Annotated in this window: 12 protein-coding genes; all 12 read right to left on the bottom strand. The window is 71.1% G+C overall.

Annotated features, from left to right (window positions below):
- Positions 1-85: 85 nt before the first annotated feature.
- Positions 86-1297, bottom strand: coding sequence for a methionine adenosyltransferase (gene metK / locus ACI1MP_RS30825; protein WP_100585113.1), 1212 nt, complete (start codon positions 1295-1297; stop codon positions 86-88).
- A 234-nt stretch (positions 1298-1531) separates the two neighbouring features.
- On the bottom strand, positions 1532-2758 hold the full coding sequence (coaBC, locus tag ACI1MP_RS30820; RefSeq protein ID WP_404869983.1) for a bifunctional phosphopantothenoylcysteine decarboxylase/phosphopantothenate--cysteine ligase CoaBC: 1227 nt from the start codon (positions 2756-2758) through the stop codon (positions 1532-1534).
- Between the two features lie 242 nt (positions 2759-3000).
- Positions 3001-3267, bottom strand: coding sequence for a DNA-directed RNA polymerase subunit omega (rpoZ, locus tag ACI1MP_RS30815; protein WP_033258145.1), 267 nt, complete (start codon positions 3265-3267; stop codon positions 3001-3003).
- Positions 3268-3319: 52 nt separating this feature from the next.
- Positions 3320-3877 carry a guanylate kinase gene (gene gmk, locus ACI1MP_RS30810; protein ID WP_043908490.1) on the bottom strand — a complete coding sequence of 186 codons (558 nt, stop codon included), beginning with the start codon at positions 3875-3877 and terminating at the stop codon, positions 3320-3322.
- A gap of 48 nt (positions 3878-3925) precedes the next feature.
- The gene (gene mihF, locus ACI1MP_RS30805) at positions 3926-4252 is read right to left on the bottom strand and encodes an integration host factor, actinobacterial type (protein WP_043908492.1); all 327 of its coding nucleotides are present in this window, start codon (positions 4250-4252) and stop codon (positions 3926-3928) included.
- Positions 4253-4481: 229 nt separating this feature from the next.
- Entirely contained in the window at positions 4482-5321 is an 840-nt protein-coding gene (gene pyrF, locus ACI1MP_RS30800; protein WP_404869982.1) for an orotidine-5'-phosphate decarboxylase, read from the bottom strand.
- A gap of 48 nt (positions 5322-5369) precedes the next feature.
- Complete coding sequence (locus ACI1MP_RS30795) at positions 5370-6467, bottom strand: quinone-dependent dihydroorotate dehydrogenase (protein ID WP_100585110.1); 1098 nt, start codon at positions 6465-6467, stop codon at positions 5370-5372.
- Between the two features lie 78 nt (positions 6468-6545).
- The gene (carB, locus tag ACI1MP_RS30790) at positions 6546-9854 is read right to left on the bottom strand and encodes a carbamoyl-phosphate synthase large subunit (protein ID WP_380338692.1); all 3309 of its coding nucleotides are present in this window, start codon (positions 9852-9854) and stop codon (positions 6546-6548) included.
- Positions 9847-11004, bottom strand: coding sequence for a glutamine-hydrolyzing carbamoyl-phosphate synthase small subunit (gene carA / locus ACI1MP_RS30785; RefSeq protein ID WP_380338695.1), 1158 nt, complete (start codon positions 11002-11004; stop codon positions 9847-9849). The genes carB and carA overlap by 8 nt, the downstream gene beginning before the upstream one ends.
- Entirely contained in the window at positions 11001-11558 is a 558-nt protein-coding gene (locus ACI1MP_RS30780; RefSeq protein WP_380338698.1) for a hypothetical protein, read from the bottom strand. Before ACI1MP_RS30780 ends, carA begins: the two co-directional genes overlap by 4 nt.
- Positions 11558-12850 (bottom strand): dihydroorotase, encoded by a 1293-nt coding sequence (locus tag ACI1MP_RS30775; RefSeq protein WP_100585107.1) that lies wholly within the window; start codon positions 12848-12850, stop codon positions 11558-11560. Before ACI1MP_RS30775 ends, ACI1MP_RS30780 begins: the two co-directional genes overlap by 1 nt.
- A complete protein-coding gene (locus ACI1MP_RS30770; RefSeq protein WP_380338700.1) occupies positions 12847-13839 on the bottom strand; it encodes an aspartate carbamoyltransferase catalytic subunit in 993 nt (330 codons plus the stop codon). The genes ACI1MP_RS30775 and ACI1MP_RS30770 overlap by 4 nt, the downstream gene beginning before the upstream one ends.
- Positions 13840-13843: the final 4 nt, after the last annotated feature.

Raw genomic sequence — 13843 nt, 5'->3', positions numbered from 1 at the left:
CAACCTAGCGGACGCCGCCGACACAACGACGACGCCGCCCGCCGAGGGGGAATCCCCTCGACGGGCGGCGTCGTCGAGAAAACGATCAGCCGGCGACGGCGGCCTTCAGCGCGTCGACCCGGTCGGTGCGCTCCCAGGTGAAGTCCGGCAGCTCGCGGCCGAAGTGGCCGTACGCGGCGGTCTGGGAGTAGATCGGCCGCAGCAGGTCCAGGTCGCGGATGATCGCGGCCGGGCGGAGGTCGAAGACCTTGCTGACGGCTTCCTGGATCGTCAGCACCGGGACGGTCTCGGTGCCGAAGGTCTCCACGAACAGGCCCACCGGCTCGGCCTTGCCGATCGCGTACGCGACCTGCACCTCGGCGCGCTTGGCGAGGCCCGCGGCGACGATGTTCTTCGCCACCCAGCGCATCGCGTACGCCGCGGAGCGGTCGACCTTGGACGGGTCCTTGCCGGAGAACGCGCCGCCACCGTGGCGGGCCATGCCGCCGTAGGTGTCGATGATGATCTTGCGACCGGTGAGGCCGGCGTCGCCCATCGGGCCGCCGATCTCGAAGCGGCCGGTCGGGTTGACCAGCAGGCGGTAACCCTCGGTGTTCAGCTTGATGCCCTGGTCGGCGAGCGCCTTGAGCTCGGGCTCGACCACGAACTCCCGGATGTCCGGGGTGAGCAGCGACTCCAGGTCGATGTCCGAGGCGTGCTGCGAGGAGACCACCACGGTGTCCAGGCGCACGGCGCGGTCGCCGTCGTACTCGATGGTGACCTGGGTCTTGCCGTCGGGGCGCAGGTACGGGATGGTGCCGTTCTTGCGGACCTCGGTCAGGCGGCGGGAGAGCCGGTGCGCCAGGGTGATCGGCAGCGGCATCAGCTCGGGAGTGTCGTCGCAGGCGTAGCCGAACATCAGGCCCTGGTCACCGGCGCCCTGGCGGTCCAGCTCGTCCTCGACGTCGCCCTCGACCCGGTGCTCGTGGGCGGTGTCGACGCCCTGCGCGATGTCCGGGGACTGCGAGCCGATCGACACCGACACGCCGCAGGAGGCGCCGTCGAAGCCCTTCTTCGACGAGTCGTAGCCGATCTCCAGGATCTTCTCCCGGACCAGCTGGGCGATCGGCGCGTAGGCCTTGGTGGTGACCTCACCGGCGATGTGCACCAGGCCGGTGGTGATCAGGGTCTCCACGGCGACGCGGGAGGTCGGGTCGTCCTTGAGGAGGGCGTCCAGAATGGTGTCGCTGATCTGGTCAGCGATCTTGTCGGGGTGGCCCTCGGTGACGGACTCCGAGGTGAACAGGCGGCGAGACACAGCGCTCCCTGGGGTTGCAGCGGCTGCTGACTGAATGCGCTCGGAAGTCCCGAGGCATCCGGAAAGACTTGATTCCTGCTGTGGAGTGTAACGGTCGGCTACCGATCACGGACACTCTCCGTGCGCCTTGAACGTGTCCGCGATATGGATCACATCGGGGTGAAACCGGCGGAAACATTGCCGGAACACCCCGAGCCGGACCCAACTGCCGGGACTGTGCCGGGCGTTGGGGCCTCAGTCGGCCGACCGGTCGGCCGGGCCGGCCAGCCGGGCGGCGACCTGGTCCCAGATCGCGTCGGCCAGCATCTCCTTCGGACCGTCCGCAATGTGGACCTCCGAGCCGTCGGCCCCGAGCAGCACGGCGCTGTTGGTGTCCTGGCCGAACGCCTTGCCGTCGCCGACCTCGTTGACCACCAGCAGGTCGCAGCCCTTGCGGGCGAGCTTGGCGCGGCCGTTGGCGAGCACGTCGTCGGTCTCGGCGGCGAAGCCGACCACCAGCTGCCCGGGGCGGGCCCGGTCGGCGGAGATCTCGGCCAGGATGTCGGGGTTGCGGACCAGCACGATCGGCGCGGGCTCGACCCCGTCCACCTTCTTGATCTTGCCGGTGGCGTACTCGGCGGGCCGGAAGTCCGCGACCGCGGCGGCCATCACCACCGCGTCGGCCTCGGCCGTGGCCTTCAGCACGGCGTCGCGCAGCTGCAGCGCGGTGCCGACCCGGACCACGTCCACCCCCGCCGGATCGGGCAGCGCGGTGTTCGCGGCGACCAGGGTGACCCGGGCGCCGCGGGCGGCGGCGGTGGCGGCCAGCGCGTAGCCCTGCTTGCCGGACGAGCGGTTGCCGAGGAAGCGCACCGGGTCCAGCGGCTCCCGGGTGCCGCCCGCGGAGACCACCACGTGACGGCCCGTCAGGTCCTGCTCCAGCGAACCGCGGGCCAGCACCCGCCGGCAGGCGGCGAAGATCTCCCCCGGGTCGGGCAGCCGGCCCTTGCCGGTGTCCACGCCGGTCAGCCGGCCCACGGCGGGCTCGATGACGATCGCGCCGCGGCGGCGCAGCGTGGCCACGTTCTCCTGGGTGGCGGGGTGCTCCCACATCTCGGTGTGCATGGCGGGCGCGAACACCACCGGGCAGCGGGCGGTCAGCAGGGTGTTGGTCAGCAGGTCGTCGGCGAGGCCGTGCGCGGCCTTGGCGAGCAGGTCCGCGGTGGCCGGGGCGACCACCACCAGGTCGGCCTGCTGCCCGATCCGCACGTGCGGGACCTCGTGCACCCGCTCCCACGTCTCGGTGGCGGCGGGCCGGCCGGACAGCGCCGCCCAGGTCGCCTCGCCGACGAAGTGCAGCGCGGCGGCGGTCGGCACCACCTGCACCTGGTGCCCGGACTCGGTGAACCGGCGCAGCAGTTCGCAGGCCTTGTAGGCGGCGATCCCGCCGCTGACACCGAGGACGACACGGGGCGCGGTCATGGCGGTCGATTCTCCTAACGACGGGTCAACCCGCCCACCTTACGACCCGCCGCCGGACCGCTGCGACGTGTCGACGCGCACAGGCCAACCCGCCTCCGGGCCCGCACAGGCCCGCCCGCGTCCGGCCGCACGGGCCTGCGCAGTCGACCGCAGGCCCGCGCACCCCCGTACAGGCCCGCACATGCCGAAGGCCCGCCCGACGCACAGGGCGTCGGACGGGCCTTCGAACGGGACACGGGGGCTCAGACGCCCTCGACCGCCTCGGCGGTGAGCAGGCCGGCGTTGATCTCGCGGAGCGCGATCGACAGCGGCTTCTCGTGCACGTGGGTGTCGACCAGCGGGCCGACGTACTCCAGCAGGCCCTCGCCGAGCTGGGAGTAGTACGCGTTGATCTGGCGGGCCCGCTTGGCCGCGTAGATCACCAGGCTGTACTTGGAGTCGGTGGCCTCGAGCAGCTCGTCGATCGGCGGGTTGATGATGCCCTCGGGCGCGGTCATCGAAGAGGACACGCTGAACCTTCCGAAGTGGTTTTCATGGATTGGCTGGATGCAGCCGATCCGGTCAGGCTACACCGAGCAAGGCTAGCAGTTCGGCCGCTACCTGCTCGACGGAGGTGTTGACAAGCGTCGTGTCGAACTCCGCCTCGGCGGCCAGCTCGATCCGGGCCGCCGCCAGCCGCTCGTCGATGACGTCCTGCGACTCGGTGCCGCGGCCGGTGAGCCGGCGCACCAGCTCCTCCCAGCTCGGCGGGGCCAGGAAGACCAGCTGGGCCTCGGGCATCGACTCCTTGACCTGCCGGGCGCCCTGGAGGTCGATCTCCAGCAGCACCGGCTCGCCCTTGTCGAGCTTCTCGACGACCGCCTGGCGCGGGGTCCCGTACCGGTTGCCGGCGAACACCGCCCACTCCAGCAGTTCGCCGTTGGCGACCAGCTTGTCGAACTGCTCGTTGTCGACGAAGTGGTACTGCACTCCGTCGCGCTCGCCCGGGCGCGGGTGACGGGTCGTCGCCGACACCGACAGCCAGACCTCGGGGAACTGCTTCCTCATATGAGCGACGACCGTGCTCTTGCCGACCCCGGAGGGGCCGGAGAGCACGGTCAGCCGCGGACGCTCACTCATGTACCGATTATCCCGGATCGCGGAGGTTTCTCCGACACCGGCCTCCGTTCAGGAGGTGGCGCCGCCGAACTCCCGCTCCAGGGAGGCGATCTGGTTCGTACCGAGGCCCCGCACACGACGGCTCTCGGAGATGCCGAGGCGCTCCATGATCTGCTTGGCGCGGACCTTGCCGACACCCGGCAGGGACTCCAGCAGAGCGGAGACCTTCATCTTGCCGATGACCTCGTCGTCGGACTTGCCGGCCTTGATGACGTCGTGCAGCGAGGCGCCCGAGTGCTTCAGCCGGTTCTTGACGTCGGCACGCTTCCGGCGAGCCTCGGCGGCCTTGGCGAGCGCGGCGGTGCGCTGTTCGGGAGTAAGGGGCGGAAGAGCCACGCCGTTCACCTCAGGTGTGGATGGAAGGGATGAGCCATGACTGGGTTGTGCCCGGACGCCACAGGCTCTGACCTGCGACGGTGGCCGGAACCACCGCCAACTGGCGTCCTACCGCCGGACACTACCCAACTTGGGCCGCCGCGTCAGGAAAAGAACACGAAAAGTCCAGGTCAGCAGGTGCTGACCCGGGACTTATCCGGGCAAATCAGCCGAGTTGGCCACCCTCGGCTCACGCGTTTGTGACGGCCCTCACATCATCGACGAACACCTGCGCGGCCTGTCGCAGCGCCGCCACCGACGGTCCGTGCTTCAGCACGTCACGGCTCACACTGGGCACCACGTTGCGCACCTGGTCGCCGAACACCCGCGGCAGGTCCTGCGCGGTGGCGCCCTGCGCGCCCACGCCGGGGGCCAGCAGCGGGCCGTTGATCGCCAGGTCCACGCCCGCGTCGGCGAGCGTCGCGCCGACCACCGCGCCGAACGAACCCAGCGGCGCCGCACCGGAGTTCTCCGCCGCGAGCCGCCGCAGCACGGCCTGCGCGACGCTCTCGCCGTCCGCGCCGACCGCCCGCTGCACCTCGTGGCCCTCGGGGTTGGAGGTGAGCGCCAGCGCGAACAGGCCGCAGCCGTTGCGGTGCGCCAGGTCGACGGCCGGCTGCAGCGAGCCGAAGCCCAGGTACGGGCTGACGGTGAGCGCGTCGGAGAACAGCGGGCTGTCCGGCGACAGGAAGGTCTCCGCGTAGGCGGCCATGGTGGAGCCGATGTCGCCGCGCTTGGCGTCCATCAGCACCAGCGCGCCGGCCTCCCGGGCCTCGGCGACGGTGCGCTCCAGCACCGCGATGCCGCGGCTGCCGAACCGCTCGAAGAACGCCGACTGCGGCTTCAGCACGGCGACCCGGTCGGCCAGCGCCTCCACCACGGTGCGCGAGAAGCTCTCCAGGCCGGCCAGGTCGTCGTTCAACCCCCAGGCGGTGAGCAGCGAGCCGTGCGGGTCGATGCCGACGCAGAGTTGGCCGCGGATGTCGAGGGCGGTCCGCAGGCGGGTGCCGAACGGCGTGGTGTCAGTCATCGGTGTCTTTCCTCAGTCTCAAGAATGTGGTCGCCGTCCGGACGGGATCTAGCGGATGCCCTTGCCGACCGCCTCGCCGATCGAGGCGTAGCCGGCGGCGCGCAGGCGGGCGGACAGGCCCTTGTGGAGCTTGCGCATCCAGAACGGGCCTTCGTAGATGAACGCGGAGTAGCCCTGGACCAGGTCGGCGCCGGCCAGGATGCGCTGCCAGGCGTCCTCGGCGGTCTCGATGCCGCCGACCGAGACGATCGTCAGGCGGCCCTCGGTGCGCTTGCGGAGCCGCTCCAGCACCTCCAGCGAGCGGGCCTTCAGCGGGGCGCCGGACAGACCGCCCATGCCGATCTCCTCGATCCGCGCGGCGGGCGTCCGCAGGCCCTCGCGGCCGATGGTGGTGTTGGTGGCGATGATGCCGTCCAGGCCGAGGTGCAGCGCCATGTCGGCGATCTCGTCGATGTCCTCGTCGGCGAGGTCGGGGGCGATCTTCACCAGCAGCGGCACGTGGTGCGTCGTCACCTCGTCGGCGGCCTTGCGGACGTCCCACAGCAGCGGGCCGAGCACCTGCACGGCCTGCAGGTTGCGCAGGCCCGGGGTGTTCGGGGAGGAGACGTTGACGACCAGGTAGTCGGCGTACGGCGCCAGCGCCTTGGCGGACTTCAGGTAGTCGGCGGTGGCCTCGTCCTCGGGGACGACCTTGGTCTTGCCGATGTTGACGCCGATCACCGGGGTGTTGCTGGTGTGCGCGCGGGCGGCGAGGCGGGCGGCGACCCGGGCGGAGCCCTGGTTGTTGAAGCCCATCCGGTTGATCAGCGCCCGGTCCTCGACCAGGCGGAACAGCCGCGGCGCGGGGTTGCCGGGCTGGGCCTCGCCGGTGACGGTGCCGATCTCGACGTAGTCGAAGCCGAGCATCGACAGGCCGTCGATGCCGATGCCGTTCTTGTCGAAGCCCGCGCCGAGGCCGAACGGGCCGGGCAGGTCCAGACCGAGCGCGGCGGTGCGCAGCTTCGGGTCGCGCGGGGCGAGGACGGCCCGCACCAGCGAGCGCAGGCCGGGCACCGAGTGGGCCAGCCGGATCCAGAAGAACGCCAGGTGGTGGGCCTTCTCCGGGTCCATCTTCTTGAACAGCAGGTTGAACAGCAGCTTGTACACCAAAGGCCTCCGACGGCTGGGCTCGGGCATGGACGTGGGGGGCACCCGACGTGCGGTGTGCCCCCCACGGTTGTCGACCTAGTTGCGGCCGGAGTTGATCAGCGCCGCGTGCTCCTGCAGCGACATCACGCCGACCTCGCCGCGCAGCAGCGCGTCGATGCCCTGCACGGCCGCGCCCATCGCCTGCACGGTGGTCAGGCAGGGGACGCCGCGGGAGACCGCGGCGGTGCGGATCTCGTAGCCGTCCATCCGGCCGCCGGTGCCGTACGGGGTGTTGATGATGAGGTCGATGGCGCCCTCGTGGATCAGCTGGACGACGGTCTTCTCGCCGTCCGCGCCCTCGCCCTCGGAGTGCTTGCGCACCACGGTGGCGGGGATGCCGGCCCGCTGCAGCACCTCGGCGGTGCCGGTGGTGGCGAGCAGTTCGAAGCCGAGCTCGACCAGCGCGCGGGCCGGGAAGACCAGGTTGCGCTTGTCGCGGTTGGCGACCGAGACGAACACCTTGCCGCTGGTGGGCAGGGCGCCGTACGCGCCGGTCTGGGACTTCGCGTAGGCGGTGCCGAAGACCCGGTCGATGCCCATGACCTCGCCGGTGGAGCGCATCTCCGGGCCGAGCACGGTGTCGACGCCGCGGCCGTGCACGTCGCGGAAGCGCGACCACGGCATCACGGCCTCCTTGACGGAGATCGGCGCGTCGGCGGGCAGCGTGCCGCCGTCGCCCTCCCGGGGCAGCATGCCCTCGGCGCGCAGCTCGGCGACGGTGGCGCCGAGCGAGATCCGGGCGGCGGCCTTGGCCAGCGGCACGGCGGTCGCCTTGGAAGTGAACGGCACGGTGCGGGAGGCGCGCGGGTTGGCCTCCAGCACGTACAGGATGTCGCCGGACAGCGCGAACTGGATGTTGATCAGACCGCGCACCCCGACGCCCTTGGCGATGCCCTCGGTGGCGGCCCGCAGGCGCTTGATGTCGTACCCGCCGAGGGTGATCGGCGGCAGCGCGCACGCGGAGTCGCCGGAGTGGATGCCGGCCTCCTCGATGTGCTCCATGACGCCGCCGAGGTACAGCTCCTCGCCGTCGTACAGGGCGTCCACGTCGATCTCGACCGCGTCGTCCAGGAAGCGGTCGATCAGCACCGGGTGCTCGGAGATCAGACCGGCGTGCCGCTCCAGGTAGGACGCGAGCGAGGCCTCGTCGTAGACGATCTCCATGCCGCGGCCGCCGAGCACGTAGGACGGGCGGGCCAGCACGGGGTAGCCGATCTCGTCGGCGATGGCCTTGGCCTCGTCGAAGGAGAAGGCGGTGCCGTGCTTGGGCGCGGGCAGGCCCGCGTCCTTCAGCACCCGGCCGAACGCGCCGCGCTCCTCGGCGAGGTGGATCGCCTCGGGCGAGGTGCCGACCACCGGCACGCCGTTGTCCTTGAGCGACTGCGCCAGGCCCAGCGGGGTCTGGCCGCCGAGCTGCACGATGACGCCGGCCAGCGGGCCGGCCTGCTGCTCGGCGTGGACGATCTCCAGCACGTCCTCCAGGGTGAGCGGCTCGAAGTACAGCCGGTCGGAGGTGTCGTAGTCGGTGGAGACGGTCTCCGGGTTGCAGTTGACCATCACGGTCTCGTACCCGGCGTCGGCCAGCGCGAAGGAGGCGTGCACGCAGGAGTAGTCGAACTCGATGCCCTGGCCGATCCGGTTCGGGCCGGAGCCCAGGATGATCACGGCGGGCTTGGTGCGCGGCGCGACCTCGTTCTCCTCGTCGTAGGACGAGTAGAAGTACGGGGTCTTCGCGGCGAACTCGGCGGCGCAGGTGTCGACGGTCTTGAACACCGGGCGGATGCCGAGCGCGTGCCGCACCTCGCGGACCACGTCGGGCTTCAGGCCGCGGATCTCGCCGATCTGCTGGTCGGAGAAGCCGTGCCGCTTGGCGTGGCGCAGCAGCTCCGGGTCGAGCTTGTCGCCCTCGCCGAGCTCGACGGCGATCTCGTGGATCAGGAAGAGCTGGTCGACGAACCACGGGTCGATCCTGGTGGCGTCGAACACCTCCGCGGGGGTGGCGCCGGCCCGGATCGCCTGCATGACGGTGTTGATCCGGCCGTCGGTCGGGACGACGGCCTTCGCCAGCAGCTCGTCCTTGTCACCCGGCTCGCCGACGAAGGTGAACTGCGAGCCCTTCTTCTCCAGCGAGCGCAGCGCCTTGTTCAGCGCCTCGGGGAAGTTGCGGCCCATCGCCATGGCCTCGCCGACCGACTTCATGGTGGTGGTCAGCGTGGCGTCGGCGGACGGGAACTTCTCGAACGCGAACCGGGGCACCTTGACGACCACGTAGTCCAGGGTCGGCTCGAAGGAGGCCGGGGTCTGCTCGGTGATGTCGTTGGGGATCTCGTCCAGCGTGTAGCCGACGGCCAGCTTGGCGGCGATCTTGGCGATCGGGAAGCCGGTGGCCTTGGACGCCAGCGCGGAGGAGCGCGACACCCGCGGGTTCATCTCGATGACGATGACCCGGCCGTCCTCGGGGTTGACCGCGAACTGGATGTTGCAGCCGCCGGTGTCGACGCCGACCTCGCGGATCACGGCGATGCCGATGTCACGCAGGATCTGGTACTCGCGGTCGGTGAGGGTCATCGCCGGGGCGACGGTGATCGAGTCACCGGTGTGCACGCCCATCGGGTCGAAGTTCTCGATCGAGCAGACCACGACGACGTTGTCGTTCTTGTCGCGCATCAGCTCCAGCTCGTACTCCTTCCAGCCGAGGATGGACTCCTCCAGGAGCACCTCGGTGGTCGGCGAGAGGGTCAGGCCCTGGCCGGCGATCCGGCGCAGGTCCTCCTCGTCGTGCGCGAAGCCGGAGCCGGCGCCGCCCATGGTGAAGGACGGGCGCACGACGACCGGGTAGCCGCCGAGGGTGTCGACGCCGGCGAGCACGTCCTCCATCGAGTGGCAGATCACCGAGCGGGCGGACTCGCCGTGGCCGATCTTGGCGTTGACGGCCTCGACCACGCCCTTGAACAGCTCGCGGTCCTCGCCCTTGTTGATCGCCTCGACGTCGGCGCCGATCAGCTCGACGTCGTACTTGTCGAGGGTGCCGGCCTTGTGCAGGGAGATCGCCGTGTTCAGCGCGGTCTGGCCGCCCAGGGTCGGCAGCAGCGCGTCGGGGCGCTCCTTGGCGATGATCTTCTCGACGAACTCCGGGGTGATCGGCTCGACGTAGGTGGCGTCGGCGATCTCCGGGTCGGTCATGATGGTCGCCGGGTTGGAGTTGACCAGGATGACCCGCAGCCCCTCCGACTTGAGGACCCGGCAGGCCTGCGTACCCGAGTAGTCGAACTCCGCCGCCTGGCCGATGACGATGGGGCCGGAGCCGATCACCAGGACGGACTTGATGTCGGTGCGCTTAGGCACGCTGGGCCTCCATAAGGCTCACGAAGCGGTCGAAGAGGTAGGCGGCGTCATGCGGGCCGGCTGCCGCTTCGGGGTGGTACTGCACGCTGAAGGCGGGGATGTCGAGTGCCTGCAGGCCCTCGACCACGTCGTCGTTGAGGCAGACGTGGGAGACCTCGACCCGCCCGAAGGGGGTGTCGCTCACCTTGTCCAGCGGCGCGTTCACGGCGAAGCCGTGGTTGTGGGCGGTCACCTCGACCTTGCCGGTGGTGCGGTCCTGCACCGGCTGGTTGATGCCGCGGTGGCCGTACTTGAGCTTGTAGGTGCCGAACCCGAGGGCCCGGCCGAGGATCTGGTTGCCGAAGCAGATGCCGAAGAACGGGGTCTTCTTCGCCAGCACCTCGCGCAGCACGTCGACCTGGCGGTCGGCGGTGGCCGGGTCGCCCGGACCGTTGGAGAAGAACACGCCGTCGGGCCGGACGGCGTAGATGTCCTCGGCGGTGGAGTTGGCGGGCAGCACGTGCACCTCGATGCCGCGCTCGGCCATCCGGTGCGGGGTCATGCCCTTGATGCCGAGGTCGACGGCGGCGACGGTGAACTTCTTCGCACCGATCGCGGGGACGACGTAGGCCTCCTTGGTGGCGACCTCGGCGCACAGGTCGGCGCCCTTCATCTCCGGGGCCTGCTGCACCTTGGCGAGCAGCGCCGCCGGGTCGTCCACGGCCGGGCCGGAGAAGATGCCGACCCGCATCGCGCCGCGCTCGCGCAGGTGGCGGGTCAGCGCGCGGGTGTCGATCCCGCTGATGCCGACCACGCCCTGGCGCTCCAGCTCCTCGTCCAGCGAGCGCCGGGAGCGCCAGTTGGAGGCGACCCGGGAGGGGTCGCGGACGACGTAGCCGGCGACCCAGATCTGCTGCGACTCGTCGTCCTCGTCGTTCCAGCCGGTGTTGCCGATCTGCGGGGCCGTCATCACGACCACCTGGCGGTGGTACGACGGGTCGGTCAGGGTCTCCTGGTAGCCGGACATGCCGGTGTTGAAGACCGCCTCGCCGAAGGTCTCGCCGATCGCGCCGTAGGCCTGGCCGCGGAACGTCCGGCCGTCCTCCAGGACGAGCACGGCGGGCACTCGCTCCCGCCTGGTGCGCTGCGTGGTGGGGGCAGGTGCGGTCATGTCGCGGCCTCTTCCGTCTTCTTCGTGCTCGTACGTGTTACCAGTGCCCCGACGGCCTCGACCCAGGCGTCGTGCTCGGCTGCGGAATCCAACCGGAAACCGCTTTCCAGTTCGCTGTCCCCGTGCGTCCAGCCGACCACCAGCAGGCCCGAGGGGACCACCTTGCCGGCGATGCCGGAGTCGGTGCGGGCGCCGGTGAGGGCGCCGGCCGGGATCCACAGGTCGGCCGCGCCGGGGCGGCGGGCCAGCAGGCCCTGTTCGGTGAGGGTCAGCTCGGCCAGGCTGCGGGTGCCCAGGTCGTGGGCGACGACCCGGTCCAGCCAGTTCCCGGCGCTGGTGGAGCCGTGGTACCGGCCGGGGCCGGCCAGCAGGGTCTCACCCGGCTGCTCGGGCGCGGCGGGCAGTTCCGGCAGGTCGGACTGGAGGGTGCGCCGCCAGTTCCAGCCCTGCCGCATCAGCCAGTAGACCAGCGCGACCAGGATCAGCAGGCCGACCGTCGCACCGATGTACCCGGGCCAGTCGGTCACCCGGCCCTTCTCGGTGGCGAGCAGCATCAGCGCTCGACCAGTTCGCCCGCGAGGACGGTGGCCTCGCCGCGCAGGAAGGTGGCGTGCACCCGTCCGGGCAGGTCCATGCCCTTGTAGGGGCTGTTGCGGGAGCGCGTGGCGAAGGTGTCGGGGTTCACGACTCCACGGTACGCGGGATCGAAGAGCACCAGGTTGGCGGGCTCGCCCACCGAGACCGGACGCCCGTGGCCGGCCAGCCGGCCGATCCGCGCCGGGCGGTGCGACATCCGGTCCGCGACGCCCTCCCAGTTCAGCAGGCCGGTCTCGACCATGGTCTGCTGGACGACCGACAGCGCGGTCTCCAGGCCGACCATGCCCATCGCGGCGACCGCCCACTCGCAGTCCTTGTCCTCCGACGGGTGCGGGGCGTGGTCGGTGGCGACGGCGTCGATGGTGCCGTCGGCCAGCGCGCCGCGCAGCGCCTCCACGTCCGCGGCGGTGCGCAGCGGCGGGTTGACCTTGTACACCGGGTCGTAGCTGCGGACGAGTTCGTCGGTGAGCAGCAGGTGGTGCGGGGTGACCTCGGCGGTGACGTTCCAGCCCTTGCCCTTGGCCCAGCGGACGATCTCCACCGAGCCGGCCGTGGACAGGTGGCAGATGTGCACCCGGGAGCCGACGTGCGCGGCCAGCAGCACGTCCCGGGCGATGATCGACTCCTCGGCGACGGCGGGCCAGCCGCCGAGGCCGAGCTCGCCGGAGACCAGGCCCTCGTTCATCTGGGCGCCGGCGGTCAGCCGCGGCTCCTGGGCGTGCTGGGCGACGACGCCGTCGAAGGCCTTCACGTACTCCAGCGCGCGGCGCATGATCACCGCGTCGTCGACGCACTTGCCGTCGTCGGAGAAGACCCGCACCCCGGCGGCGGAGTCGTGCATCGCGCCGAGCTCGGCGAGCTGCTTGCCCTCCAGGCCGACGGTGACGGCGCCGACCGGCTGCACGTCGCAGTAGCCGTACTCCTGGCCGAGCCGCCAGACCTGCTCGACCACGCCGGCGGTGTCGGCGACCGGGAAGGTGTTGGCCATCGCGTGCACCGCGGTGTAGCCGCCCATGGCGGCGGCCTGGGTGCCGGTCAGCACCGTCTCGGCGTCCTCGCGGCCGGGCTCGCGCAGGTGGGTGTGCAGGTCGACCAGGCCGGGCAGGGCGACCAGGCCGGTGGCGTCGATCTCGATGTCGGCCTGGACGTCGAGCTGCTCGCCGATCGCGGCGAACACGCCGTCCGCCAGGTGGATGTCCTGCGGGGCGCCGCCGAGGATCTGGGCGTTGCGGATCAGGTAGGTGGTCACTGGGCGGCCTCCGGGGTGTCGGTGGTGCGGGCGGAGTCGGCTGAGCCGTCGGCGAAAACCGCGCCGCCGAGCAGCAGGTACAGGACGGCCATGCGGACCGAGACGCCGTTGGCGACCTGCTCGACCACGGTGCAGCGCGGCGAGTCGGCGACGTCGGCGGTGATCTCCATGCCGCGGACCATCGGCCCGGGGTGCATCACGATGGCGTGCTCCGGCATGGTGGCGAGGCGCAGCCCGTCCAGGCCGTAGCGGCGCGAGTACTCGCGCTCGGTGGGGAAGAACGCGGCGTTCATCCGCTCGCGCTGCACCCGCAGCATCATCACCGCGTCGACCTTCGGCAGGACCGCGTCCAGGTCGTAGGAGACCTGGCAGGGCCAGGTGTCGATGCCGATCGGCAGCAGCGTCGGCGGGGCGACGAAGGTGACCTCCGCGCCGAGCGTGGTCAGCAGGTGCACGTTGGAGCGGGCGACCCGGCTGTGCAGGATGTCGCCGACGATGGCGATCTTCCGGCCGGCCAGGTCGCGGCCGGGGCCCGGGTTGAGGTGGCGGCGCATGGTGAACGCGTCCAACAGCGCCTGGGTGGGGTGTTCGTGGGTGCCGTCGCCGGCGTTGATGACGCTGCCGTGCAGCCAGTCGGAGCCGGCCAGCCGGGCGGCCGCGCCGGAGGCGTGGTGACGGATCACCACGGCGTCGGCGCCCATCGCCTGGAGGGTCAGCGCGGTGTCCTTGAGGCTTTCGCCCTTGGAGACCGAGGAGCCCTTGGCGGAGAAGTTGATGACGTCCGCGGACAGCCGCTTCTCGGCGACCTCGAAGGAGGTCTTGGTGCGGGTGGAGTCCTCGAAGAACAGGTTGACGACGGTGCGGCCGCGCAGCGTGGGGAGCTTCTTGACGGCCCGACCGGAGAGCTGGGCGAGCTCCTCGGCGGTGTCCAGGATCAGCAGCGCGTCGTCGCGGCTGAGGTCGGCGGCGGAGACGAGGTGGCGCTTCACGCGG

The sequence above is a fragment of the Kitasatospora griseola genome, from assembly GCF_044999035.1.
Classification (GTDB): Bacteria; Actinomycetota; Actinomycetes; order Streptomycetales; family Streptomycetaceae; genus Kitasatospora; species Kitasatospora griseola.
This window is presented reverse-complemented; position numbering and strand designations above follow the sequence as displayed.